The 23,115-nt window shown below is 70.5% G+C and carries 21 protein-coding genes; 8 read left to right on the top strand and 13 right to left on the bottom strand.

All coding sequences use genetic code 11. The features are described from left to right. Positions 1–91: 91 nt before the first annotated feature. Together ABZ463_RS40835 and ABZ463_RS40830 are read right to left on the bottom strand one after the other, a co-directional pair. Complete coding sequence (locus ABZ463_RS40835) at positions 92–220, bottom strand: hypothetical protein (protein ID WP_362785410.1); 129 nt, start codon at positions 218–220, stop codon at positions 92–94. A 303-nt stretch (positions 221–523) separates the two neighbouring features. Continuing rightward, positions 524–1,123 carry a GntR family transcriptional regulator gene (locus tag ABZ463_RS40830; RefSeq protein WP_352012133.1) on the bottom strand — a complete coding sequence of 200 codons (600 nt, stop codon included), beginning with the start codon at positions 1,121–1,123 and terminating at the stop codon, positions 524–526. Positions 1,124–1,194: 71 nt separating this feature from the next. Between ABZ463_RS40830 and aceE the strand changes: the two genes are divergently transcribed. Then, on the top strand, positions 1,195–3,654 hold the full coding sequence (gene aceE, locus ABZ463_RS40825) for a pyruvate dehydrogenase (acetyl-transferring), homodimeric type (RefSeq protein WP_362785407.1): 2,460 nt from the start codon (positions 1,195–1,197) through the stop codon (positions 3,652–3,654). A 159-nt stretch (positions 3,655–3,813) separates the two neighbouring features. Here the strand turns inward: aceE and ABZ463_RS40820 are convergent, their stop codons facing one another. Further along, positions 3,814–4,953 (bottom strand): NAD(P)/FAD-dependent oxidoreductase, encoded by a 1,140-nt coding sequence (locus ABZ463_RS40820; RefSeq protein WP_362785405.1) that lies wholly within the window; start codon positions 4,951–4,953, stop codon positions 3,814–3,816. A gap of 466 nt (positions 4,954–5,419) precedes the next feature. Here ABZ463_RS40820 and ABZ463_RS40815 point away from each other — a divergent pair, with 466 nt between their 5' ends. Then, on the top strand, positions 5,420–7,015 hold the full coding sequence (locus tag ABZ463_RS40815) for a hypothetical protein (protein ID WP_362785402.1): 1,596 nt from the start codon (positions 5,420–5,422) through the stop codon (positions 7,013–7,015). Positions 7,016–7,093: 78 nt separating this feature from the next. Here the strand turns inward: ABZ463_RS40815 and ABZ463_RS40810 are convergent, their stop codons facing one another. From ABZ463_RS40810 to ABZ463_RS40785, 6 genes are all read right to left on the bottom strand, one after another. Beyond that, positions 7,094–7,450: a hypothetical protein gene (locus ABZ463_RS40810; RefSeq protein ID WP_362785400.1), complete on the bottom strand. Its 357-nt coding sequence runs from the start codon at positions 7,448–7,450 to the stop codon at positions 7,094–7,096. Between the two features lie 193 nt (positions 7,451–7,643). After that, a complete protein-coding gene (locus ABZ463_RS40805; protein WP_352012128.1) occupies positions 7,644–8,192 on the bottom strand; it encodes a hypothetical protein in 549 nt (182 codons plus the stop codon). Positions 8,193–8,211: 19 nt separating this feature from the next. Beyond that, entirely contained in the window at positions 8,212–9,096 is an 885-nt protein-coding gene (sigJ, locus tag ABZ463_RS40800) for an RNA polymerase sigma factor SigJ (protein WP_362785396.1), read from the bottom strand. A 100-nt stretch (positions 9,097–9,196) separates the two neighbouring features. Beyond that, a complete protein-coding gene (locus ABZ463_RS40795; protein WP_352012126.1) occupies positions 9,197–9,604 on the bottom strand; it encodes a hypothetical protein in 408 nt (135 codons plus the stop codon). Positions 9,605–9,687: 83 nt separating this feature from the next. Further along, entirely contained in the window at positions 9,688–10,245 is a 558-nt protein-coding gene (locus ABZ463_RS40790; RefSeq protein ID WP_362785393.1) for a TetR/AcrR family transcriptional regulator, read from the bottom strand. Between the two features lie 55 nt (positions 10,246–10,300). Beyond that, positions 10,301–11,110 carry an oxidoreductase gene (locus ABZ463_RS40785; RefSeq protein ID WP_362785391.1) on the bottom strand — a complete coding sequence of 270 codons (810 nt, stop codon included), beginning with the start codon at positions 11,108–11,110 and terminating at the stop codon, positions 10,301–10,303. Positions 11,111–11,196: 86 nt separating this feature from the next. Here ABZ463_RS40785 and rph point away from each other — a divergent pair, with 86 nt between their 5' ends. Beyond that, on the top strand, positions 11,197–13,833 hold the full coding sequence (gene rph / locus ABZ463_RS40780) for a rifamycin-inactivating phosphotransferase (protein ID WP_362785388.1): 2,637 nt from the start codon (positions 11,197–11,199) through the stop codon (positions 13,831–13,833). 32 nt (positions 13,834–13,865) lie between these two features. On the opposite strand, the gene ABZ463_RS40775 is transcribed toward rph, so the two are convergent. Beyond that, the gene (locus ABZ463_RS40775; RefSeq protein WP_362785386.1) at positions 13,866–14,789 is read right to left on the bottom strand and encodes an NAD(P)-dependent oxidoreductase; all 924 of its coding nucleotides are present in this window, start codon (positions 14,787–14,789) and stop codon (positions 13,866–13,868) included. A 214-nt stretch (positions 14,790–15,003) separates the two neighbouring features. On the opposite strand from ABZ463_RS40775, the gene ABZ463_RS40770 reads away from it, so the two are divergent. Both ABZ463_RS40770 and ABZ463_RS40765 read left to right on the top strand, forming a co-directional pair. Then, entirely contained in the window at positions 15,004–15,336 is a 333-nt protein-coding gene (locus tag ABZ463_RS40770) for a helix-turn-helix transcriptional regulator (protein WP_352012121.1), read from the top strand. Further along, positions 15,333–16,334, top strand: a complete 1,002-nt coding sequence (locus tag ABZ463_RS40765; RefSeq protein ID WP_352012120.1) for a hypothetical protein — start codon at positions 15,333–15,335, stop codon at positions 16,332–16,334. The genes ABZ463_RS40770 and ABZ463_RS40765 overlap by 4 nt, the downstream gene beginning before the upstream one ends. A gap of 24 nt (positions 16,335–16,358) precedes the next feature. On the opposite strand, the gene ABZ463_RS40760 is transcribed toward ABZ463_RS40765, so the two are convergent. Together ABZ463_RS40760 and ABZ463_RS40755 are read right to left on the bottom strand one after the other, a co-directional pair. After that, the gene (locus ABZ463_RS40760) at positions 16,359–16,997 is read right to left on the bottom strand and encodes a response regulator transcription factor (RefSeq protein ID WP_352012119.1); all 639 of its coding nucleotides are present in this window, start codon (positions 16,995–16,997) and stop codon (positions 16,359–16,361) included. Continuing rightward, positions 16,985–18,232 (bottom strand): sensor domain-containing protein, encoded by a 1,248-nt coding sequence (locus ABZ463_RS40755; protein WP_352012118.1) that lies wholly within the window; start codon positions 18,230–18,232, stop codon positions 16,985–16,987. Before ABZ463_RS40755 ends, ABZ463_RS40760 begins: the two co-directional genes overlap by 13 nt. Before the next feature lie 207 nt (positions 18,233–18,439). On the opposite strand from ABZ463_RS40755, the gene ABZ463_RS40750 reads away from it, so the two are divergent. Next, on the top strand, positions 18,440–18,598 hold the full coding sequence (locus tag ABZ463_RS40750) for a hypothetical protein (protein ID WP_352012117.1): 159 nt from the start codon (positions 18,440–18,442) through the stop codon (positions 18,596–18,598). Positions 18,599–18,838: 240 nt separating this feature from the next. After that, positions 18,839–20,434: an alpha/beta hydrolase gene (locus ABZ463_RS40745; protein WP_362785381.1), complete on the top strand. Its 1,596-nt coding sequence runs from the start codon at positions 18,839–18,841 to the stop codon at positions 20,432–20,434. 408 nt (positions 20,435–20,842) lie between these two features. On the opposite strand, the gene ABZ463_RS40740 is transcribed toward ABZ463_RS40745, so the two are convergent. After that, positions 20,843–21,400 (bottom strand): TetR/AcrR family transcriptional regulator, encoded by a 558-nt coding sequence (locus ABZ463_RS40740; protein ID WP_352012115.1) that lies wholly within the window; start codon positions 21,398–21,400, stop codon positions 20,843–20,845. 82 nt (positions 21,401–21,482) lie between these two features. On the opposite strand from ABZ463_RS40740, the gene ABZ463_RS40735 reads away from it, so the two are divergent. After that, a complete protein-coding gene (locus ABZ463_RS40735) occupies positions 21,483–23,021 on the top strand; it encodes an MFS transporter (RefSeq protein WP_362785378.1) in 1,539 nt (512 codons plus the stop codon). Positions 23,022–23,115 lie beyond the last annotated feature (94 nt).

Genomic DNA, 23,115 nt, shown 5'->3' with positions numbered 1-23,115 from the left:
CCTCGATCCAACCCCCGGCGAGGCCCGTGTCAACGCCCTTATGCCCCGGCGATCTCACACCTGGTTACGCGCAGAACTTCTGGATAGGCGCTTAGCCACTACGGCCGGGCCCAGCGGCCATCACGTCCAGCGTGGTGCAACCCGGCAGCTCACACCGCCGCCGGATCAGCTCCTCCAGCGCCACGTTGATCAGATCGGCCGGGTCGTCCTTGGACTGCACCGCCTCGCGGATCGCTTCCTCGGCGATCCACCGGACCTGGGGCGCGTCCTACCCCACGCCCAACCGCTCGCGGACGAACGCGCGACATCAACTGGCCGACATCGGCACCGCCCGCCGCAGCTCCACCTCTTCGGCCAGCCCCAGCGCGCCACGCACATGCCCGACCACCGCCGCCGGAACGTCCTGGACCTTCGGCCGCTGGTAGGACTTCAGTCACGCCACCAGCGCCATCGGCGACCTGGCCTGGCAGGAGCGGGTCCGCCGGGCCGTGGCGGCCGTGCCCGGCGTGGAGACCGGGTGCGCTCAGTTGAGCGGGGCGTAGCCGAGGATGTGGTCGCGAAGCAGGGCTCCCGCGTCGGGGTCCCCGCGCTCGAACGCCGCCATGAGCGGCTCGTGGTCGGCGGTGTTCTCGCAGAGCCGCATCCGGAACAGCCGTATCGACAGGTGCGTCCACACCTCGATGCCGAGTGACTCCCACACCGCCAGGAGCACGTCGTTGCCCGAGGCCTTGACGATCTCGCGGTGGAACGCGACGCCGTGGCGTACCTGGTCGGCCACGGAGGAGGCGGCCGCGGCCTGTCGCAGGCCTGCGTGGTGGACCCGCAGCGCCTCGACGGACGGGTGCCGCAGCCGCACGGCCGTCTCCTCCAGGCCCGCCCGCACCTCGTAGATCTCGCGCAGGTCGGTCGCGGTGATCCGGCGGACCCGCGCGCCCTTGTGCGGTGACGACTCGATGAGCCGGAGCGCCTCCAGCTCGCGCAGTGCCTCACGCACCGGAGCCTGGCTGACGCCCAGCTCCGCCGCCATGTGCCGTTCCACGACGCGGTCGCCGGGCTCCCACCGGCCGCTGATCAGGCCGTCGAGTACGGCCTGCCGGATCTGATCACGAAGCGGGAGTCGCATGACAGGTTTCACAGTCCCATAATGACGGATGGAAACATCCTACGATCGATCATAGGGTGTTTAATGGTGGTATGGAGAAGGACATTGACCCGCAGGAGACCGCGGAATGGCTGGAGTCGCTGGAGGCGGTCCGCCGGGCGGCAGGCCCCGAACGGGCCGAATACCTGCTGAAGCGGCTGGCCACGAGCAGCCGGTACATCAACACCGTGCCGACGTCGGAGGAGCCCGGCTACCCCGGTGACCTCGAACTGGAGGAGCGGATCGCGGCCTACGACCGGTGGAACGCGGCGGCGATGATCACCAGGGGCAGCCGGCTCGGCCTCGGGGGTCACCTGGCCACCTACGCCTCGGCCGCCTGGCTGTACGAGGTCGGGTTCAACCACTTCTTCCACGGCGGTCATGACCAGGTCTACTTCCAGGGCCACGCGTCCCCGGGCATCTACGCCCGCGCGTTCCTGGAGGGACGGCTGACCGAGGGCCAGCTCGACCTGTTCCGGCGCGAGCCCGAGGGAGGCCTGCCGTCGTACCCGCATCCGCGGAGCATGCGCGGGTTCTGGCAGTTCCCCACGGTGTCCATGGGCCTGGGGCCGCTCAACGCGATCTACCAGGCCAGGTTCAACCGCTACCTGCACAACCGCGGCATCAAGGACACCTCGCTCAGCCACGTATGGGCCTTCCTCGGCGACGGCGAGATGGACGAGCCGGAGTCCACGGCGGCCATCACCCTGGCCGCCCGCGAAGGGCTGGACAACCTGACCTTCGTGATCAACTGCAACCTGCAGCGGCTCGACGGGCCGGTGCGCGGCAACACCCGCATCGTGCAGGAACTCGAAGGCGTCTTCAGGGGCGCGGGCTGGCACGTCGTCAAGGCGCTGTGGGGCGCCGAATGGGACGGGCTGCTCGGTTCCGACGAACTGGTGTCCCGCCTGGGCGAGATGCCGGACGGGCAGTTCCAGACCTTCGCCACCTCGACCGGGGCCTACATCAGGCAACACCTGTTCCACGGGCTGGACGTGCCGTACTCCGACGAGGACCTGCGGCGCATCGTCGGCGGCTCACGGGCCGGTCACGAGCCGCGCAAGGTGCACGCCGCCTACCGCCGGGCCCTCGACCACCGCGGCGCGCCGACGGTGATCCTCGTGCAGACCGTCAAGGGGTGGACGCTCGGGACCGGCGTGGAGGCGCGCAACGCCAACCACCAGATGAAGAAACTCACCCGGGACGAGTTCCGCGCGCTACGTGACCGGCTCGGGCTGCCGGTGCCGGACGAGGCGCTCGACGCGGACCTGCCGCCGTACCTGCACCCCGGGCCCGACTCGCCCGAGGTCCGCTACGTGGCCGAGCGCCGCCGCGCCCTGGGCGGGCCCATCCCCAACCGAACCGTCTCCCACCAGCCGCTGCCTGCGCCGGCCGAGCGGCCGTTCCAGTCCCTGGAGAAGGGGTCCAAGCAGCCGGTGGCCACCACGATGGCCTTCGTCCGCCTGGTCAAGGACCTCATGAAGGAGCCGGAGACCGGGCGCCGCTGGGTGCCCATCGTGCCCGACGAGGCCAGGACCTTCGGCATGGAGTCGCTGTTCCCCACCGCCAAGATCTACTCGCCGCTGGGCCAGCGCTACGAGTCGGTCGACCGGGACCTGCTGCTGTCCTACCAGGAGGCGGTCGACGGCCAGCTCCTGATCGAGGGCATCACCGAGGCCGGATCGATGGCGTCGTTCACGGCCGCCGCCTCCAGCTACGCCACCCACGGCGAGGCCATGATCCCGTTCTACATCTTCTACTCGATGTTCGGCTGGCAGCGGACCGGCGACCAGATGTGGGCGCTGGCCGACCAGCTCGGCCGCGGGTTCCTGATCGGCGCCACCGCGGGACGGACCACGATGACCGGCGAAGGGCTGCAGCACGCCGACGGGCACTCCCAGTTGCTCGCCTCCGCCAACCCCGCGTGTCTGGCCTATGACCCCGCCTTCGGCTACGAGGTCGCGGAGATCGTGCGCGAAGGGCTCCGGCGCATGTACGGGCCCGACGGCGAGGACGTCTTCTACTACCTCACCCTCTACAACGAGCCGCTCCCCCAGCCCGCGATGCCCGAAGGCGTGCGCGAGGGAATCCTCAGGGGCATCTACCGCTACTCCTCCGGCGGCGGCCAGGCCCATCTGCTCGCCAGCGGCACGGCGATCCACTGGGCGCTGGCCGCGCAACGGCTGCTCCAGGAGGAGTACGGCGTGGGCGTCGACGTCTGGTCGGTCACCTCGTGGAGCGAACTGCGCCGCGACGCGATGACCTCCACCGGGGTGCCCTACCTCCGGCAGGCCCTGGCCGGGACCGAGGGTCCGGTGATCGCGGTCAGTGACTGGATGCGCGCCGTGCCGGATCAGATCAGCCCGTGGATCGACCGGCCGTGGACCTCCCTCGGCACCGACGGGTTCGGCCTCTCCGGCACCCGGGAGTCCGTACGCGAGCACTTCGGCGTCGACCCACGTTCGATCGCCGACGCCGTCCTCAAGTCCGTCGAGGAGACCGGCCGGAGATGACCGGCCCGGCTTCGCCACCGCTGCGGCCGAGCCGTCCGGGGGTGTCGCCCCGTTCCGCCGTACGCGGAGCGGGGCGGTGCCTGGCCGTGATCTCCAGGGACCTCCAGGTGGCTGACCCGGTCGAGGGGCGCCCGAAGTCCTACGCGCGAGACGCCGGTGTCACCGGTGGGGGCGGCCGGTCGCCAGGTCCGTGAGACGTGGGTCGACTTCGGGAAACGAACCGTCGCCGAACAGGATCCGTGCCGCCAGGGCGCGGCCGGCACGACCGCGTAGCGCGGTCACCGCCGCCTCCGCCGCGGCAGGGGATCGAATACCGGCGAACACGCGGCGCAGCAGCAGCCGGCCGCGGAACCGGGTCCGCAAAGCGTCTCCGTCGTACCGGCTCAGCACACGCTGGTCGCCGGTACGCAGGTACCCGGCGATGACCGCAGCGGCCAGCTCGGACATGCGGAGACAGGGGTCCAGCCCACCGGCCGTCAGCGGCGAAACCGCGCCCGCCGCGTCTCCGACGAGCAGCCCGGCGGGACACGCCAACCGTCGCAGCACACCGCCGACCGGGATCGGACCACCTCGGCGCTCAACCGGCCCGGCCGGCGGTTTGCCGCCGGGCGCGTCCGCGGCGAAGGCGTCCAGCAGGTGGCGGATGCCGGTGCGCATCGCGTTCGGATATCCCGCGACGCCGACATGCGCGTGCCGGCCGTCGTCGATGACCCACCCCAGGTACCCCGGGGCGATCCGCGGGTCCAGCACGCAGTGGAACGCCGGGGTGGTCGTGCCCGACGCGATCGGGTGGACGATCTCGGCGCCGACGAGGAAGCGCCGGTTGACATCAAGACCGAGGTCACGGGCCACCCGGGAGCGGGCGCCGTCCGCGCCGACGACGAACCGGGTCGTCACCGGTTCCGCGCCCGCGAACCGTACGAACCCCATCGTCGTGTCGACATACCGTACGCCCAGAAGGACTCGTGCCCCGGCCGACTCCGCCGCGCGGCGCGCGTGTTCGTAGACGGCCTCCATGTCGGCCACGCGGTACTCGTCCCGGTCGCTGGTGAGCCGGATCGGTGCCCGCCGCGACGGCGGATACAGCAGCACGTCCCGGACACCTGGCCCGAGCAGGTGATCCGGCACGTCGAAGTCGTCGAGGGTGCGGCGCACGAAGATCCCTGTCGTGCGGACGCCCGTCGACAGCGACCTGCGACGGTCGACCACCATCACGCTCAGGCCCCGTCCCGCGAGCAGGCGGGCCGTGCTCAGACCGGCCAGTCCCGCGCCCACGACCAGTACATCCACTGTCTGCATGCCTTGTGACGGTAGGGGCAGTGCCTCATCCATACGCTGGTTTGCACGCTACCTGCCCCATACCTCCACACCGTGGCCATACTCAAGACCGTGAAGCGTTCCCAGGTCCTCGGAAACGAGGAGATCCCGCCCGATCAGGCGACCAGACGGGATCTCGCCAACCGTTCTTGATCTGCCTCAGGAACGGCCCGCGGAGCCGCGCACCGCGCTTGGGCCGTGTATCCCGGCGTCCGGTTTCACCGGGGCCGACCGACCTGGGCGGTCCAATAAGATCATCCGCATCGTAGCCTTACTCCGGGCCGCCGTCGCCCGCCACCGCTTCGGGCGTCCGGCCGCCGTCGCCGTCGCGCTCTACCTGACCGCCGTCGCCGCCGGATACGACGGCGGGCGGTGGTTCGCCGTCGTCGCGACGGCGAGTCTCTGGCCGTGGGACGACGGGGCGCGGCTCCTGCCCGCGGCGATCGGCGTGCTCAACGCGTGGGCGCTGTGGCAGATCCTGCGCGGCCCGGCCTTGCCGCGTGCCGGGGCGTTGCCGCGTGATGTGGTGTGGCTGCGGCGCCTGCTCTACACGGACGTGGCCGGCGACCTGCTGCTCTGGGAACTCCTCGACGAGGTGTCCGGCGTCGCGGAGTACGTCGCGCGCTGGGCCGTGTGGGCCGCCACCATGTTCCTGCTGGTGCGGGCCCTGGCCGGGGTGTCGGCCCGGTTCCGGGTCATCGCTCTCGGGCTCGGTCTGACCGGGGTGCTGGCCGCGGCGCTGCGGCCGTTCGCCGAGATCCCGTTGACGGCGTCGTTCCTGGTGGCGATGGCGGCCCTCGGCTGCAAGGTGATGATCATCGCCGGGCAGAGACGCGACAGACGGTTCAGCGCCGTCACGGTCGGCATCGGCTGGACCGCCCTGCTGGTCCCGCAGGTCTACTCGTTGCTCCAGATCGGACGGGTGGCATTCGACGGCCTGTCGCTCGCGGTGCACGCGCTCGACGGGCTGCTCGTCGTGTGGGCGGCGCGCACCGCGCACGAGCTCGCCGCGCCCGGACAGGGCGTCCCGGCGCCGGGAACCGGCCGGACGCCGCGGCTGATCGCCGCCGCCTTCGTGCTCGCGCTGCCGGCTGCGGTCGTCGGCGCCGAGGAGGACGCCCGGCTCACCTACACGGCCGCGGACGAGGGCTGCCGCGACCGGCTCCGGCCCGCGACCGCCCTCGGGCCCGAGGAGCGGCGGCGGTCGTTCCTCTGCCTGGCCAGGAGCGAGACCTTCGCGGCGAACGCGATGTTCCCCGAACGGCTGGCCGACCAGCGCGTCCTCGCCCACGGCGCTCAGCTGTGCGCGCTGCCCGGCGACCGGGAACGGAACGCGCTGCACGAGCGGGCCGGTGGTACGGCGGACGCCATCGAGCTGGCCGCGGCTCTGGAGTACCTGTGCCCCGGCATCGTCGCCCGGCAGACCGCCGATGCGCACCGCCGTCAGGCAGAGCGTGACCTGCAGGAGGCCAGGTGGAAGGCCGAGGCCAACGCCCGGTGCGACGACCCGTGGCCCGGGACGCGGGCCAGACGGCAGGGCACGGCCGCGTACATGCTGCCCGAAGGCGGCGGCTACGCCGTCTTCGACGACCGTGACGACAGCGCAGGCGGTCCCGGGGACATCTACGGCGACGGCGACGAGGTCGCCGACATCTTCGACGCCGTCGAGGACGGCTTCGTCGACGTCGTGGGCAGCAGCGCCGCCATCGTGACCAGAGGGGACTCGGCGATGTGCTTGACGGTCAAGGCGTTCGACCGTGCCCCGCCGCTCCGGCTCACCGGCTGGGACCAGGTGGTCGAGGTGGGCATCGCCAGCCGCAGCGGCCGCCTGGTCGTGCCGACGTACCCCGAGGGCGGCGATGGCGGCGCGGCCAGGCCGCTGCCGGACCTGGCCGTCGCCGGCCCGGGCCACTACCGCCTGCGAATCTACGCCCGCACGCTGCCGTGGGACGAGAACGACCCCGAAGCGCCGCTGGAGGAGCACCTGCTCGTCGTCCATCCTGGTCGCTCGACGGACAAGGTCGTCCACCGTCCGCGCGACTGACCTCGCCGCGCCCGCCTTCGTCACAAGGGTCGGGCAGACCCGCACGAGATGAGGCGCGAGGGCCGTGACCCCTTCGGCTCAGCTCGTCGTCAGCCGCAGCACCGCCTTTCTGCTGGACAGCGAGAGGGCCTGGACGGTGATGCCGTTGACCGTGACCGAGCCGCTTCCGCTGAAGTACGCCGAGCCGCTCACACCCGGCCCGCTGGACTTCACATGGACGCCGCCGGCGTTGAAGGACAGGGTCAGCTTGGTGATGCCGAAGCCGGGGTCGATCCGGAACGAGACCTTCCTGGTGATGGAGATCTTGCAGTTACCGTCGTAGCAGGCACGAAGGTTGGGCTTGGCGGCGGCGGCGAAGGCCGTGGTCGCGTCGGCGGGGACGATGGTGAGGGACACGGCGACCGCCAGGGCGGCGGTCCGGATTTTGCCGGACATGATCCTCCTCGGGTTTCCATCTGCGGACGGAACGGAAAAGTCCTGAGCAAGTTCAGTGTGCGCCTGTTCCTCCGGGTCCGCTCCCGGAACGGGCCCGGTTTCCCGTCGCGGTCGGAGCCGAAGGTCGCCGCCTGCGAGGCGCGGGCACCCCACAGCGCCACGGGCGGTGGTCCGCCGCGGACGCCCACGACGATCAGCCGTAGGAGGCCGCCTTCCTGGCGATGGCGTGCAGCATGACGCGGCGGATGACCCCGCTGAAGGGCCGGATGAGCCGCCAGTAGGCCAGCATCCTGCGCCGGGTGTCCACCGACCCGGCGGTGACCCGCGTCTCGGTGCGGAGCAGGGTGCCATGCTCGGTCGGGATCAGCTCGAAGACGGACGCCGACTTGGCGAAGCCGGGCACGTCATAGTCGCGGAACTGCCCGGTCGGGCAACTGCGGCGGAACTCCGCCGACCGCAGACGCCAGAACTGACTGATCGAGCCGAGCACGACATACCGCTGCGACTCGCTGGCCAGCTCGAACCAGCCCCGGCTGAGCATCGTGCCGATCATCGTCGGCGCCTCGTTCGCCCCTGTCGCCGAGAGCGAGCGGACGCTCATGAGCAGCCGCACCAGCGGAAGCTCACCGGGCGACAGCGTGTTCAACGCGGTCCAGACCGTTTCCGGCCGCTGCCGGATGTGCAACTCGTGGCGTTCGGAGCCCAGCGGCTGCGGGATGAAGTCTTCCAGGACCTTCGGCATTCGCATGTCCCTTCGTTCGTCAGTTGTGCTGCGACAGGTGAGCAAGCTTTTCCGGGTTCGCCATGCCGTAGATGGCGCGTACCCGGCTCCCGGAGGAGTCCGCCTCGACGGTGACGACCGCGACCGGCCGGTCACCGGCGACGATCAGGGCGGTCGGCGTGCCACCGGGGAACGCCCAGCGGACCTCGCACCCCGCATAGCGGGGCCCGACGGCGGCCAGCAGGCGGGCCACCTTGTCGGCGCCGTGCACCGGCCGCAACGCGGCGCGGACCCGGCCACCTCCGTCGTTCCACAGCGTGACCTCGGGCGCCAGTACGTCGAGGAGATCGGTCACACTGCCTCCGACGGCCGCGTTCACGAACCGCTCCGCCGCCACCTGGGCGTCGCGCCGGTCGGCGGTGAAGCGGGGTCGCCGCGCGTGGACGTGCCCCCGCGCCCGGTGCACGAGCTGGCGCACCGCGGTTGGCGTCCTGTCGAGAATTCCGGCGATCTCGTCGTACTCGTAGGCGAAGGCCTCCCTGAGAACGAACGCGGCCCGTTCGAGCGGCGACAGCGTCTCCAGAACGACCAGCAGACCAAGCGCGACACCATCACGGCGTTCCTCCCGGCCGTCGGCGCCCTCCTCGGTCCACAGCGGTTCCGGCAGCCACGGGCCGATGTAGTCCTCGCGCAGCCTGCGCGCCTTGCGGAGCTGGTCGACCGCCCGGTGCACGACGATGCGCATCAGGTACGCGCGCGGATGCTCGATCGCCGCGTGGTCGACCCTCTCCCAGCTCAGCCACGTGTCCTGCACGACGTCCTCGGCGTCGGTGACGCTGCCGAGAATGTCGTACGCCGCCGCGAACAGCAGATTGCGGTTCGCGGCGAAGACCGTCGTCCGCTCGTCCACGATGTCGTCCGCCACTTCCGTCCCCCGACTCCCCCGGTTGCCTGCCTTTCCCACATAGGACGAACCCGTCGCCGGCCGTGTGACATCTCAGTCGACACGGCCGTTCCCGGTGTCCTCAAGGTCGAGTTCCACCGGAGCGGCTGAGCTGCCTGCGGTGCACCACGAGACCGGCCAGCGTCAGCAGTGAGACGAGGCCGAGCTGCCACCAGTTGTCCGGACTGCCGCCAAGGTCCAGGTCGGCCGCGTGGTTCACCGCGTGCAGCGTGTTGGCGACGAAGAACCCGACCAGCACGATCGACAGCACGTCATGCCACACCAGCGCGCTCAGCATCATCAGTCCGATGCCGATCTGGAAGACCCCGGCGTCGTGCAGGAAGTGCACGTGATTGGGGAACCGGGCGAAGACCGCGAAGCCCGCCGGGTCGATGCGCATCCACACGCCGAAGACCAGCATCGTCAGCGCGCCGACCACCACGGCCACCTGGACGAAGGTCCTGGCCTGCCTGCTGTAGCCGTTCGTCATGTCGTGTCCCTTTCCTGTGCTCGCTCTGGTGATAGGACGAGCGCCCAGGGCGGTGTGTGACACGGCTCATCCCGCCTCGCCGGTCAGCCGACGGCGTCCGCGCCTTCCCGGTAGCCGACCTGTCGCAGGATGGTCACGAAGTAGGCCTTGACGGCGTCGGCGCTCTCGGTGGCCGGGTAGGAACCCAGGTGGTGCAGCACCGCGCCGTTGAGCAGCTGCTGGACGGCGTTCAGGTCGCAGTCGCCGGGAAGCTGCCCGCGCTCACGCGAGCGGCTCAGCGCGGCGTGCTCGGCCGCCGCGCGCCGTCCGCCGTGGGAGTCGCGGTACGCGCGCAGCAGTTCGGGGTGGTCGTCCACGGCGCCGTACAGCCGCCGCAGCATGCGCCGGTTGCGCGGGTTGCTCAGGTAGGTCGCCCAGTTGCCGAGCATGTGCTCGATGTCGGGCCAGTCGAGGGCGCCGGGGTCGTGATCGTGGTGCACCGACTCGATGGCTTGGATCAGCAGGGCCGTCTTGTCGGGGAACCGCCGGTAGATGGTGGCCCGCGTGACGCCGGCGCGCTGGGCGACCTGCTCGATGCTGGTTCCGCCCGCGCCGCGTTCGATGAAGAGGTCGAGAGCCGCCGCGAGAACCGCCGCGTCCACCTCCTGGCTGCGCGGCCGCCCCGGTGGGAGTCGTCGAGGTCGTGTCACGGCGGCGCTATCCGGCCTTGGTGACCAGCGCGTCGAACGCGCGGTCGGGCAGGATCCGGTTCAGGGCCAGGAGTGTCCTGGCCAGGTAGCCGACCGGGTAGCGCGGTTTCGGCCTGGGTGATTCGACGGCGCTCCTGATGGTCCTGGCGACCACGGCGGGGGCGGAACCCCTGGTGTTGCCCTCGGCCCGGCTCGCCATCGACTCGGCCAGCGCGCCGTAGGCCCCGTGACCGGAGGTCTCGCGCAACTCGCGTGGCGTGTCCTGTTCGAACTCCGTCCTGATGATGCCCGGCTGTACGACCACCACGTGGACGCCGAAGGACCGGCACTCCTGGCGCAGCGAGTCGGAGTAGGTCTCCAGGGCGTGCTTGGAGGCGTGGTACCAGGCGACGAGCGGCAGCGAGATCTCACCGGCGATCGAGGAGACGTTGACGATCGTGCCTGAGCGCCGTTCACGCATGTGCGGCAGGACGAGCTGGGTGAGCCGGGCCGGGCCGAAGAGGTTGACCTCAAACAGGTGACGGGCCCGTTCGACGGGCACGTCCTCGACGGCGCCGTGCAGACCGGCTCCGGCGTTGTTGACCAGCACGTCGATCCGGTGCTGCTCGTCCAGGACGGCGTCCACGACGCGGCCCAGATCGTCCTCCCTGGTGACGTCCATCGCCAGAGCGTAACCGCCCGCCTGACGCAGTTCCGCCATCCGGTCCACCCGGCGGGTTGCGCCGTACACGATGTGGCCGGCCCGGCGCAGCTCCAGTGCGGTGGCGCGGCCGATGCCGGACGAGGCACCGGTGACCAGGCAGATCTTGGGAGTCAAGGTGGCGTCCTTCCCCTGTCGGCGACCCCTGATTTCAATACAGTACTGTACTGTATTGAAACATCGGGTGAGAGACAGGATCCGCCATGAGTGCCTATGTGCTCGGGCTCCACGACATCGATGAGACACGACTGCCCCTGGTCGGCGGGAAGGGGGCCAACCTCGGCGAGCTGTCCGCGATCCGGGGCGTCCGCGTGCCGCGCGGCTTCTGCGTCACCACCGACGCGTACGAGCAGGTCGTGGAACGCGACGCGTCGGTCAGCGCGCTGATCGGCGGGCTGACCGGGCTGCGGGCCGACGACCGGGCGGGCATCGCCGCCGCCTGCGCCCGGCTGCGCGCCGCCGTCGAGGGCCTGACCGTGCCCGACGAGATCCGGCGCGACATCGAGCGCAACCTCGGCGACATGGGCGGCGCGGACGTGGCCTGCGCGGTCAGGTCCAGCGCCACCGCCGAGGACCTGCCGTCCAGCTCCTTCGCGGGCCAGCAGGACACGTACCTGAACGTACGGGGCGCCGAGGCGGTGATCGACAGCGTGCGGCGGTGCTGGGCGTCGCTGTTCACCGACCGGGCGGTGGCCTACCGCATCCAGAACGGCTTCGACCATCGCGCCGTACGGCTTTCCGTGGTCGTCCAGCAGATGGTCTTCCCCGAGGCGTCGGGCATCCTGTTCACCGCCGACCCGGTTTCGGCCAACCGCACGGTGGTCTCCATCGACGCCGGGTTCGGCCTCGGTGAGGCCTTCGTCTCCGGGCTGGTCAACGCCGACAACTACCGGGTCAGGGCGGGGCGGATCATCGACAGGAAGATCGCCGCCCAGACGAAGGAGCTGCGCGCTCTGCCGTCGGGCGGCACCGAGGAGCTTCCCGTCGAGCCCGCGCGGCAGAGCGCGCAGAAACTCGGCGACGAGCAGATCCTGCTGCTGGAGAGACTGGGGCGGGAGATCGAGGCGCACTTCGGCCGCCCCCAGGACATCGAGTGGGCGCTGTACGACGGCGCGTTCCACATCCTGCAGAGCCGCCCCATCACCACGCTCTATCCCGTGCCGCCGGCGCACGACGGCAAGAACCACGTGTACGTCTCCTACGGGCACCGGCAGATGATGACCGACGCCTTCGCCCCACTGGGCCTGTCGTTCTTCTCGCTGCTGCACGACAAGCTGGGCCGTACGGCGGGCGCCGTGGCAGGCAACCGCTTCTACAAGGACGTCTCGGCCGAGCTCACCTCGGTCTGGGCCAGACCCGCCACGCTCAAGAGTCTCGACCAGGTCGACGTGCTGATGGCCAACGCGCTGCGGGCCGTGCTGAAGCGCAAGGAGTTCGCCGCCGGGCTGGCGCGCGGCAAGACCTCGATGCTGGACTTCGGCGAGGGCGGCGTGCTGCCGATCGTACGTCACTATCTCAGGCTCGCCCGCGAGGACGACCCCGGCGTCGTGCCGGACCTGATCGCGCGCACCGAGGCGACGGTGGAGCGGCTGCGGAGCGAGATCGCCGGCAAGTCGGGCGACGAACTGTTCGCCTGCATCATCGACGACCACGACGTGCTCGCCGAGCTCACCTTCGACCCGCGCAGCGTGGCGGCGGCCTTCCTCGGCATCCAGTCGGTGAACTGGGTCAACAAGCACATGGAGGCCTGGCTGGGTGAGAAGAACGCCGCCGACGCGATCGCCCAGTCCGCCGACCACAACGTCGTGGCCGCCATGGGGCTCGACCTGCTCGACGTCGCCGACGCCGTCCGCGAGCATCCCGACGTGCTGCGTTACCTGGAGACCGCCCGGTGCGACACCTTCTACGAGGGGCTGGCCGCGTGCGCGGGCGGGGCGGCCGTGGGTGACGCCGTCCGCGGTTACCTGGACACGTACGGGATGCACTGCGCCGGTGACATCGACCTCACCAGGACCCGGTGGAGCGAGGACCCGACGCTGCTCGTGCCGCTCGTCCTCAGCGACATCAGGAACTTCCCGCCCGGGGAACGCCGCCGCAAGGCCGAACAGGGCCGCGCCGAGGCCGAACGCGCCATGAACGACCTGCTCGCCCGCCTCCGCGAGTTGCCGGGCGGCGCGGGCAAGGCCAGGAGGGCGGCCAGGAAGATGAGCCTGATCCGCCACTTCATCGGCTACCGCGAATACTCCAAGCACGCGCTCCTTCTGCGGTACGAGATCTACAAGCGGGCGCTGATGAAGGAGGCCGCCGGGCTGGTCGCGCGCGGGGTCGTCAAGGAGCCCGAGGACGTGTACTTCCTGTCCATCGAGGAGTTCAGGAAGGTGGTCAACACCGGCGAGCTGGACTACTCGGTCATCACGCGGCGGCGGGAGGAGCACGAGACCTACCAGAGGCTGACTCCGCCGCGGGTGATCACCTCCGAGGGCGAGGTGATCTCCGGCGCGTACGAGCCGGGCGCCCTGCCGGAGGGGGCGCTGGCGGGCATCGCCGTTTCGTCGGGAGTCGTGGAGGGCCGGGCGCGGGTCATCCGCAGCATGGCCGAGGCCGACCTTGAGGACGGCGACATCCTCGTCACCGTCTTCACCGATCCGAGCTGGTCGCCGCTGTTCGTCTCGGTCAAGGGGGTCGTCATGGAGGTCGGCGGGGTGATGACGCACGGCGCCGTGGTGGCCCGCGAGTACGGGCTGCCCGCGGTCGTCGGCGTGGAGGACGCCACCCGGCGGATCAAGGACGGCCAGCGCATCCGGGTGAACGGCGCCGAAGGGTACGTCGAGATCCTCTGAGACCGCCGGGGCGGCCCCGCCCCGGCGTGTTCTCAGCGAACCTTCAACCCGTCGGACACGCTCCGGTGCACCGGGGTCCAGCCCAGGTCGCGGGTGGCCTTGGCGTGCGAGACCTGCATCGTGGTGTCGATCAGCAGGCAGCCCAGGTACGGCACGGCCAGCCTGACCAACCATCTCGGCGTCACGACGGGACGAGGCGTGCCGTGCGCGCGGGCGACCGTGGTCAGGAAGTCGCGCCAGCTCATCGGCCGGTCGTCCACGATGTTGTACGCCTCCCCCGCGCCGCCGTGTTCCATGGCCGCGACCGTGGCCTCCGCCGCGTCCTCCACGTGGACGAAGGAGGTGGTCCCCGTCCTCCCTCGCGGGAGTACGGGAGCCCGCCTGCGCATCAGGTCCGCGAACATGTCGCTGAACGCGTTCCTGCCGTAGAACATCCCGTACCGCAGGGCGATGCCCTCGATGCCGTCCGCGTCGAACACCTGCCGTTCGGTCGCCACGCTGGAGTCCGTCACCAGGTCGCCCACGTTGCCGACGCGCAGCCCGAAGACGTCGTTCTCGGTCAGGACCCTGGTGCCGTGATCGCGGTAGCCGTACCCGGTGATCAGTGACTGGGTGACGAAGCGACGCGCGCCCACCACCCGCGATGCCTCAAGGAGGTGCGCGGTGCCCCTGTCGCGGAGGGCGATGGTGGGGTCGTCGGGGCGCAGCCTGAGCCCGGGTTGCCGCAGCGCCGTGGCCTGGTGCATGACCACGTCGGCCCGGTGCCCTTCGACCGCGCGCAGCAACCCGTCACGATCCATCACATCCGCGATCACCGGGAGCGCGCCGCGATCCACGACGAGCCGCCGCTTGGCCGGGTGACGGATGAGCGCGATCACCTCGTGCCCCGACCCGGCCAGCGCCGACAACAGCGGCAACCCGATCGCACCGGTCGCGCCTGCGAGCAGCACCCTCATCGCACCCGCTCCCACGCCTGCGGCCAGCTCCACGTCCATACGCCGAAGACCGGCGTGCGGAGCACGTTTCCCGTGACGGCCTGTGCCATGACGACCTCCTGTCTTGGTTGAACACATCACAAGGACGAGACGGCCGGCGCCGTTGTGACAGACAGGTTCACGGCGTGGATCGCCACCACTACCTCTTCGCCCGCACCCTAGCTAGAGTTAGAGCATGGGTAAGCCTCCCAGGATGACCATCCCGACCCAGCTCGTGCTACGCGCCTTCCTCGACGACCCCACGCGGGAGATGTACGGACTGGAGGTCTGCGCCGCCTCCGGCCTGGCCAGCGGCACCATCCATCCCATCCTCGCCCGCTTCGAGGGCATCGGCTGGCTGGAGTCACGCTTCGAGGACGTCAACCCCCACGAGGCGGCCCGGCCTCGCCGCCGCTACTACCGGCTCACCCCCGACGGCGCCGAGAACGCCCGCCTCGCGCTCGCCCAGGCACACACCAGGATCGGCACGCTGCGTGGTCTGAGCCCACGGCTGGGCGGCGGAAGTTGAGCGACCTCCCCCAGGGTTCCATCGCCAACCCCAGCAGGTTCGTCATCGACCGCCACCTCGCCCTCGCCCTCGACCGGGCCCTCGTCCACGCCCTCGACCAGGCCCAGCTCCTCGCTTCCGGCCCCGTTTACCTCCACTCCTTCGAAGATCAAAGCTTCAGCCGCACCAACGTCATCGACCTGGACCGCGCCCTGACCCTCGCTCGCAGGCTGGACCACACCCTCACCTTCGTCCGTACCTACACGCTGGACTTCCAGCGCGGCTCCCACCAGGCCCGCGACCTCGCCCACGCCCTTCACCACGCGCTCGAACGCACCCACGCCCTCGGCTTCGACCTTGACCGCATCCCCACCTACGAGCTCGACCTCGACTACGCCCGCACCCGTGCTCGCGCCCGGATCCTCGCCGACCACCTGGACGCCATGGGGCAGAGGGCCGTGGAGATCTCCGAGCGCCTCGAAAGGCTCAGCGCGCAGGCGTCGCCGGCGGAGCCGACCGTGGTGGAGGAGAAGGCCGTCCCCATATCCCGGTCGGCGGAACACATGGTGAGCCTCATGATGAAGCTGCTCCCGGCCGTACGCCGGGACCGCTACGCCGAGGAGTTCAACGCCGAGCTGTACGACCTGGCACAGCTGAAGTCCACCAGGACCGTGCAGGTCGTCTACGCCCTCCGGCAGTTCGGCCGCGTGTGGCAACTCCGCGAGGCCCTCCTGAGGCCGGACCGGCCACGGTTCCATCGGCTACGCCGGATCGCGTGCTGGGTGCTCGCCTCGGACTGGCTCACCTGGAGCCTGCTCGGCCCGCCCCTGGCCTTCGGCGTGATCAACGTGCATCTCTCCCAGGGGTGGGGCTCCGCCCTGTTCACCCTGCCGGGTGTCGCCGGCTTCTACGCCGGGGTGGAGTGGCTCCGCAAGCGCTGGGGCATAGAGGTGAAACGGCGGGACGAGTCAGCCGGAGAGCCGCCGAACGATGACCTGAACAAGCCGAGACGGCCCTGACGTCCCGGAGAGGCCGCGTGGCGTTCAGCTTTCCAGATAGCGCAGGACCGCGGCGACCCTGCGGTCGACCTGGTCGGTCGGGGCGAGGTCGAGCTTGGCGAAGATGCTGCGGATGTGTTTCTGCACGCCGCCGTCGGTCACCACCAGACGCTGGGCGATGGCGGTGTTGCCCAGCCCTTCGGCCATGAGGGCCAGCACCTCGCGTTCGCGGGCGGTCAGCCGTTCCATCGGGTCGCGGCGGCGGGTGAACAGCTGGGCGATCACCTCGGGGTCCATCGCCGTCCCGCCCGCGGCCACCCGGTGCAGGGCGTCCAGGAACTCCTCCACCTTGCCCACGCGCTCCTTGAGGAGGTATCCCACCCCGTGGGTCCCCTCGGCCAGCAGGTTCGTGGCGAAGGCCTGCTCGACGTAGGCCGACAGGACCAGCACCGCCAGGCCGGGGTTCAGCCGCCGGGCCTCGACGGCGGCCCTGATCCCCTCGTCGGTGTGGGTGGGCGGCATGCGCACGTCCACCACTGCCACATCGGGCCGGTGCTCGGCCACCGCGGCCAGGAACCCCTCAGGTTCGGAGGCCGCGGCCACCACCTCGAATCCCTCGCCGGTCAGCAGCAGCACCAGGCCCCGGCGCAGCAACGCGTCGTCCTCGGCGATCACGATCCGCACGGCAACTCCACTTCGATGGTTGTCGGCCCGCCCCGCGGGCTGGTCAGCACGATGGTTCCGTCGTGTGCCTCGACCCGGCGGCGGATGCCGCCCAGCCCGGTGCCGTCGGCCTCCGAGGCTCCGCCCTTGCCGTCGTCGCTCACCACCACGCGTAGCAGGCCGCCGTCACGGCGCACCTCGACCAGGGCTCTCCGCGCGCCGCTGTGTTTCGCCACGTTGGTCAGCGCTTCGGCGACGACGAAGTAGGCGGTGGTCTCCACCGACAGCGGCAGCCGCCCCAGGTCGTCGGCGGTCAAGGCGCACGGGATCGCGCTGCCCGCCGCCAGAGCGCTCAGCGCCCCGGACAGCCCCCTGTCCTCCAGGACAGGCGGCAGGATGCCGCGGACGACCCCGCGCAGTTCGGCCACCGCCTGCTCGGCGGCACTCTGCGCCTCGTCGAGCGCCTCCCGCGGCCCGTCGAGCGCCAGGCCTGTCCGAGCCGCCTCTCTGGCCAGCGCCCGCTTGGCCACGGCGACCGTCACCACGACGGCGACCAGCCGGTTCTGCGCGCCGTCGTGCAGCGCCCGCTCGATCCTGCGCAGTTCGGCCGCATGTGCCCGCAGGGCGCCCGCGCGCGTCGCGGTGAGCCGGGCGACCTGCCGCGACAGGTCGATCGACGGATGCGGGCGCAGGAGCCGCACCCCGGGCAGCGCCTGCAACCTGGCCATCCGCGGGGCGAGCATGACGGCGATCACCTGGACGACCACGGCCGCCAGCGCGGCTGCCAGCGCGGCCGGAAACGTGGTGATCGGCAGCTCGTAGCTGGTGATCCGGCCCTCCGGCGGCATCAGGCCCCACCAGAACGGGGACGTCGCGTCCCGCAAGGTCATCGTCGGCATCAGGACGGCGACAAGGCCAAGCGTCAGCCCCAGCGTGGCATGCGCGGCCACCCAGCCCAGATCGCGAAAGGTCGCCGGGTCGCGGCGGGCGGCGCGGATCCTGGCCGTCCAGCCCGTCGCCGTGTCCTGCTGCGGATAGGGGGTGACGACCTCCAGCCCCCAGCGGTTGAGCCGGCCGCGTTCCCGTTCGGCCACCGCCCTGGTCAGCGCCAGCATCGGCGGGATCATCAGCAGACCCACCCCCACGAGGCAGGCCGCGGCGACCATGATCCAGAACACGAGGACCAGGAAGGCGAGGATCGCGGTGCCGAGACCTCCCGCCAGGCGCTCCAAAGCCTCGAAAGCGTCCCTGCTCATCTCCCCCACCCTAAGCTGAGGCGGAGGATCGTTTCATTCCACCCTGCACTACCATCGGCCTGGCAGATTACGGCATTTCCCCAGGCAGAGCCAATTTCTAGGGTGATCAGTATGAATGACCCCTGCCGCGTCACACCTGCCGACCGGCCTCGGCCGTCCGCCCCCTTCCGTCGGCCCGAGCCACCGCGCGACGGCACCGTGCTCCGCGTGCTCCTGTGGACCGGTTTCACCGTGTGCGCCGTCGTCAACAGTGTCGGCAACAGCATCGGCGGCGTCGGCGAGGGCGTCGGCCTGGTCGCCGGGATCATCTCCGGCGGCTCCATCGCGGCCTTGATCGTCCACCACTACGCCCGGCGCCGTTCATGAGCGGTGTCACCTTCGGCGGCGTCTCCGAGAAGTACGGTGACCCGGTCGCCCGACGAGACCTCATTCGCCTTCCCGCGCCGGTCGGCTCGTCACCGTCACGGGTTCTCGGCGAGTTTCCTGCGGCGTGACGGTAGGGCTGGCCGTACCTTCACGACTCCATTCAGCGGGGTCGATCACGGATCATCTCGGCACCATGCTCGATAGCACCGCAAACCGGTCATCAAGCAGGGAGACAGATCCATGTCGCACTCCACCGTTCCATCCCCGCCGGTCACGTCCGGTCCTGCCAGGAGGCACGGCCTGCCGGCCCTGGCCACCGCGGCCGCCGTCGCGCTGGGCGCCCTCGGCCTGGCCGCCGCCCCGGCTTTCGCGGAAACCCCCGCGGGAGCCGACAGGCCGATCCGCTTCCACCATCAAAGGCTCGACTGGCACGGTTGTAAGACAGGACCGGACGACAGGGCGGGCGCGAGCCTGGACGCGGCGGGCGCCCAGTGCGCCGAGGTCACCGTCCCGCTGGACTACCGCAGGCCCGGCGGGCGAACCATCTCGGTGGCGATCTCCCGGATCAAGGCCACCGACCCCGCCGGACGGCGCGGCGTTCTGCTGACCAACCCTGGCGGCCCCGGAGGACCCGGACTGGACCTGGTGGCGTCCCTCGCGCAGTGGTCACCCGCCCTCACCTCCCGCTACGACCTGATCGGAATGGACCCGCGCTTCACGGGCCGCAGCACACCGATCCGCTGCGGATGGAAGACCGACGTCTTCCTGCGTTCGGCTGGTCCGAACCGCCGTACCTTCAACGAGAGCGCGGCCCTGATGAAGGAACTGGCGGCCAAATGCGCCCGGGGCAACCGCGACGTGCTGCCGTACGCCTCCACCCGGAACACCGCCCGCGACATGGACGTGGTCCGCGCCGTCCTCGGTGAGCCGAAACTGTCCTATCTCGGATACTCCTACGGCACCTACCTGGGGGCGGTCTACACGCAGATGTTCGGTGCGAGAGCCGACCGGATCGTGCTGGACAGCGCGGTCAACCCCGACACCTACGGCCCCGGCCTGCTGTCGGGGAACGCGCCGGCCATCACCGCCGCGCTGAGAAACTGGGCCGCCTGGGCCGCCGCGCACGACAAGGATCACGGCCTGGGCGACACCACCACCGAGGTCCTGGCCACCGTCAACCACGTCAACCGGGCCGCCGCCCGGCGCCCGCTGCGGATCGGTGGGTACCGGATCGACTCTCACCACATCCCCTACCTGCTCTTCGGGCCTCTCTACGAGGACGGCGAAAAGGCCTACGCCGACTTCGCCACCCAGGTGCGGGCGCTGGCCGACGCCACCCGCGGCATCGTGGTCACCGCCCCGCCGTCGCTGAAGGCGTCCCTCGACAGCCTGTTCACCGGGACGGGCGCGCTCGACGCCCAGGCCCCGATCATCTGCGCCGACCGGGCCGCCTCCCGCGACCCGGAGACCTACTTCCGCGACATCCAGGCCCACCGCGCCGACGAGCCGCTGTACGGGCCGCTGATCCGCAACATCACCCCGTGCGCGTTCTGGCCCACCGCTCCGGTGGAGGCGCCGACCAAGGTCCGCAACGGTGTCCCGGTGCTGGTCGTCGGCAACGACGGCGACCCAGGCTCCCCCTACCTCGGCCAGCAGGCCATGCACCGGGCGCTGACCGGCTCCCGCATGGTCACCCTGCGCGGCGCCTATCGCCACGCCACCTACCTCGGCGCCGGCAACTCCTGCGTCAACACCACCGTCGAGCGCTACCTGATCGACGGCGTCCTGCCCGGTGGCGACGTCACCTGCGTCAAGGACACCACTCCGGCAGGGTGACGACGCAACCGGCCCGATGCCTCGTCGCGGACCGGCTGATGCCAGGTCAGCTTGTCAATCGTTCCCGAGGCCCTCAAAGCAGGATGCGAGCCTGGGCGCCGGGTCGGTGACAGTACTCCCGAGGAGCCGGCGTCGAGTTCTTGTCAGCGGCGGGCGTCGTCCGCGGTACCGCCTGCCACTGATGACGCGGTTCGGTGCCCTCGATGAGGCTGACGTCCTGCTCCAACACGGCGCGGTGAAGGGTGAACGGGGCCGACGGGCGCAGCGAGTGGCCCTGGCCGCGGCGGATGACCTGCCCGACGGCGAGGGCTTGGCGGGCAGGGCCGTCGCCGGTGGTCGGCGAGGAGGCCGGGCAGATCGAGTTGCGGTACCGCTCATAAGGTGAGCCCAGGCGGTGGGCAGACCCGCTCAGGGCGCCGGCGGCTCAGGAATGAGGGCAAGAATCTCGTCGACAAGCCGCTCCCTGACCCCGCTGGGCAAGGAGGCGCCGAGGGCGTTCTCGTATCCCCAGAACCCGTCGGCGGCCATGCGCGCCATGAGGCACCGCATCGCCTCGTCGTCGTGCTCGTCGATCGGCGCCGCGTCACCGGGGAACCAGCGGTCGTAGACCCGCTGCCAGGGAGCCATCCAGTCGGGCTCGTTGCCCGCCTCGGCGATCAGACGCGTCTCCAGACGCGTGGAGGCTCCGGTGCATGCCAGCACGTATCCCCTCGTGCGTTCGGCGAGCGTCGCCTCCTCCGGTTCCTTGCCGGTCGCCTCGCGCAGCCCCCGCTCGACGCGGTCGGCGAGGAACTCGTGAATCCCGGCGAGCAGCGCGTGTTTCGTCGGGAAGTGGTAGATCAGCCCGCGCTTGGTCACCCCGGCTTCGGCCGCGACCGCGTCCAGGGTGAGCGCGGTGATGCCGCGCTCCTCGACGACGCGCAGGGCCGCCTCGATCATCGCCGGTCGCGCATTCGGTCGCGCCATGTCCCCTCCTCGTCTCCGCAGGGTTAGTATACCGCCTGGTGTAGTATACTGTTTGGTGAAGTAACTGGCTCGGGAGGGAAAGATGACCGAGAACACACAGCGGGCGACAGCTCGTACCTGGATCGGACTGGCAGTGCTCGTACTGCCGATGCTGCTGATCGCCATCGACGGCATGGTGCTGGTCTTCGCGCTGCCCGCGATCACCACGGATCTCCAGCCCTCGGGCACCGAGCAACTGTGGATCCTCGACATCTACTCGCTGATGCTCGCGGGTCTCCTGATCACGATGTCGTCCCTCGGCGACCGGATCGGCCGCCGTCGGCTCCTGCTGATCGGAGCGGTGGGATTCGCGGCGGCGTCCGTGCTGGGAGCGCTGGCGAGTGCGCCGTGGATGCTGATCCTCGCCCGAGCGCTGCTCGGGGTCGCCGGCGCGACCATCATGCCCTCGACGCTGTCGATCATCCGCAACATGTTCCTCGATCGAAACCAGCGCCGCACGGCAATGGCGGTGTGGGCCGCGATGGGTTCCGCGGGCGCCGCGGCGGGCCCGATCGTTGGAGGCTGGATCATCGAAGCCTTCAGCTGGCATGCCGCTTTCCTGATGAACATCCCGGTCATGATCATCCTGCTGGCACTCGCCCCGATCTTCGTGCCCGAGAGCGCCAACCCGATGCCGGGACGCATCGACGTCCCCAGCATCGCGCTCTCCCTCACCGGAATGGTGACGCTCGTCTACGGCGTCAAGACCCTCGCCGAGGGAGAGCAACCACTGGCGGCGCTCGTCACGTTCGTCTCCGGCGCCGTGCTTCTGGTGCTGTTCGTGGTGCGCCAGCTGCGCATCCCGAACCCGATGATCAACGTCCGGCTGTTTTGGGTCCGCTCCTTCACCGGCGCGGTCGTGGTCGACCTGCTGTCGGTGTTCGCCCTGGTCGGCGCACTCTTCGCGCTGACGCAGCACCTGCAGCTCATCGCAGGGCTCTCCACCGTTCAGGCCGCCCTCTGGATGCTGCCGCAAGCCGCGGTCTCCGCGATCGCGGGGTTCCTCGCCGCCGCACTCGTCAAGAGGATCCCTGCGTCGATCCTCGTGTCGGCGGGAGGCGTCATCACCGCGGCAGGATTCGGGATGCTGCTGTTCCTCACACCCCAGACCCCGCCGTTCGTGATCGCGATCTCGCTGTGCCTGGTCGGCCTCGGCGCCGGGGTCGGCCTGACGCTGACCAACGACATCATCATGAGCTCGGTGCGCCCGGAGCACGCCGGGCAAGCCGCAGCCGTGAGCGAGACCGCCTACGAAGTGGGCACAGCACTCGGCACAGCCGTTCTCGGTTCCATCCTGCTCGGGTTCTACCGGACCGGCCTGGCCTCCCATGCGCCCATCGGCCTGCCCGGCACTGTGCTCTCAGCGGCTGAGGAGACGCTCGCCGCAGCCCTCGCCTTCACCGCCGAACTGCCCGGTGCGCTCGGACAGGCGCTCGCCGACGCCGCGGTGACATCATTCACCCAGGCACTCGCATGGACAGGCGGCTTCGCGGCCCTGATCCTGACCGGGGTGGCGATCTTCGCCGCCATCATGCTGCGCGGAGTCTCCGCACAGGCCGACCTGGTGAAGGCGGACCACTAATAGCTCCTAACAGAATGATCTCCGTTGTGGTTTGATCTCTCGCTGTAATGACAGTGGGAGGGGTGAGCGGGTTGGCGCGGCTGAAGCCGTGGGA

This window comes from Streptosporangium sp. NPDC020145 (assembly GCF_040631275.1).
In the GTDB taxonomy this organism is placed as follows: Bacteria; Actinomycetota; Actinomycetes; order Streptosporangiales; family Streptosporangiaceae; genus Streptosporangium.
The sequence above is the reverse complement of the archived record's forward strand: the minus strand, read 5'-3'. Positions and strand labels throughout refer to the sequence as shown.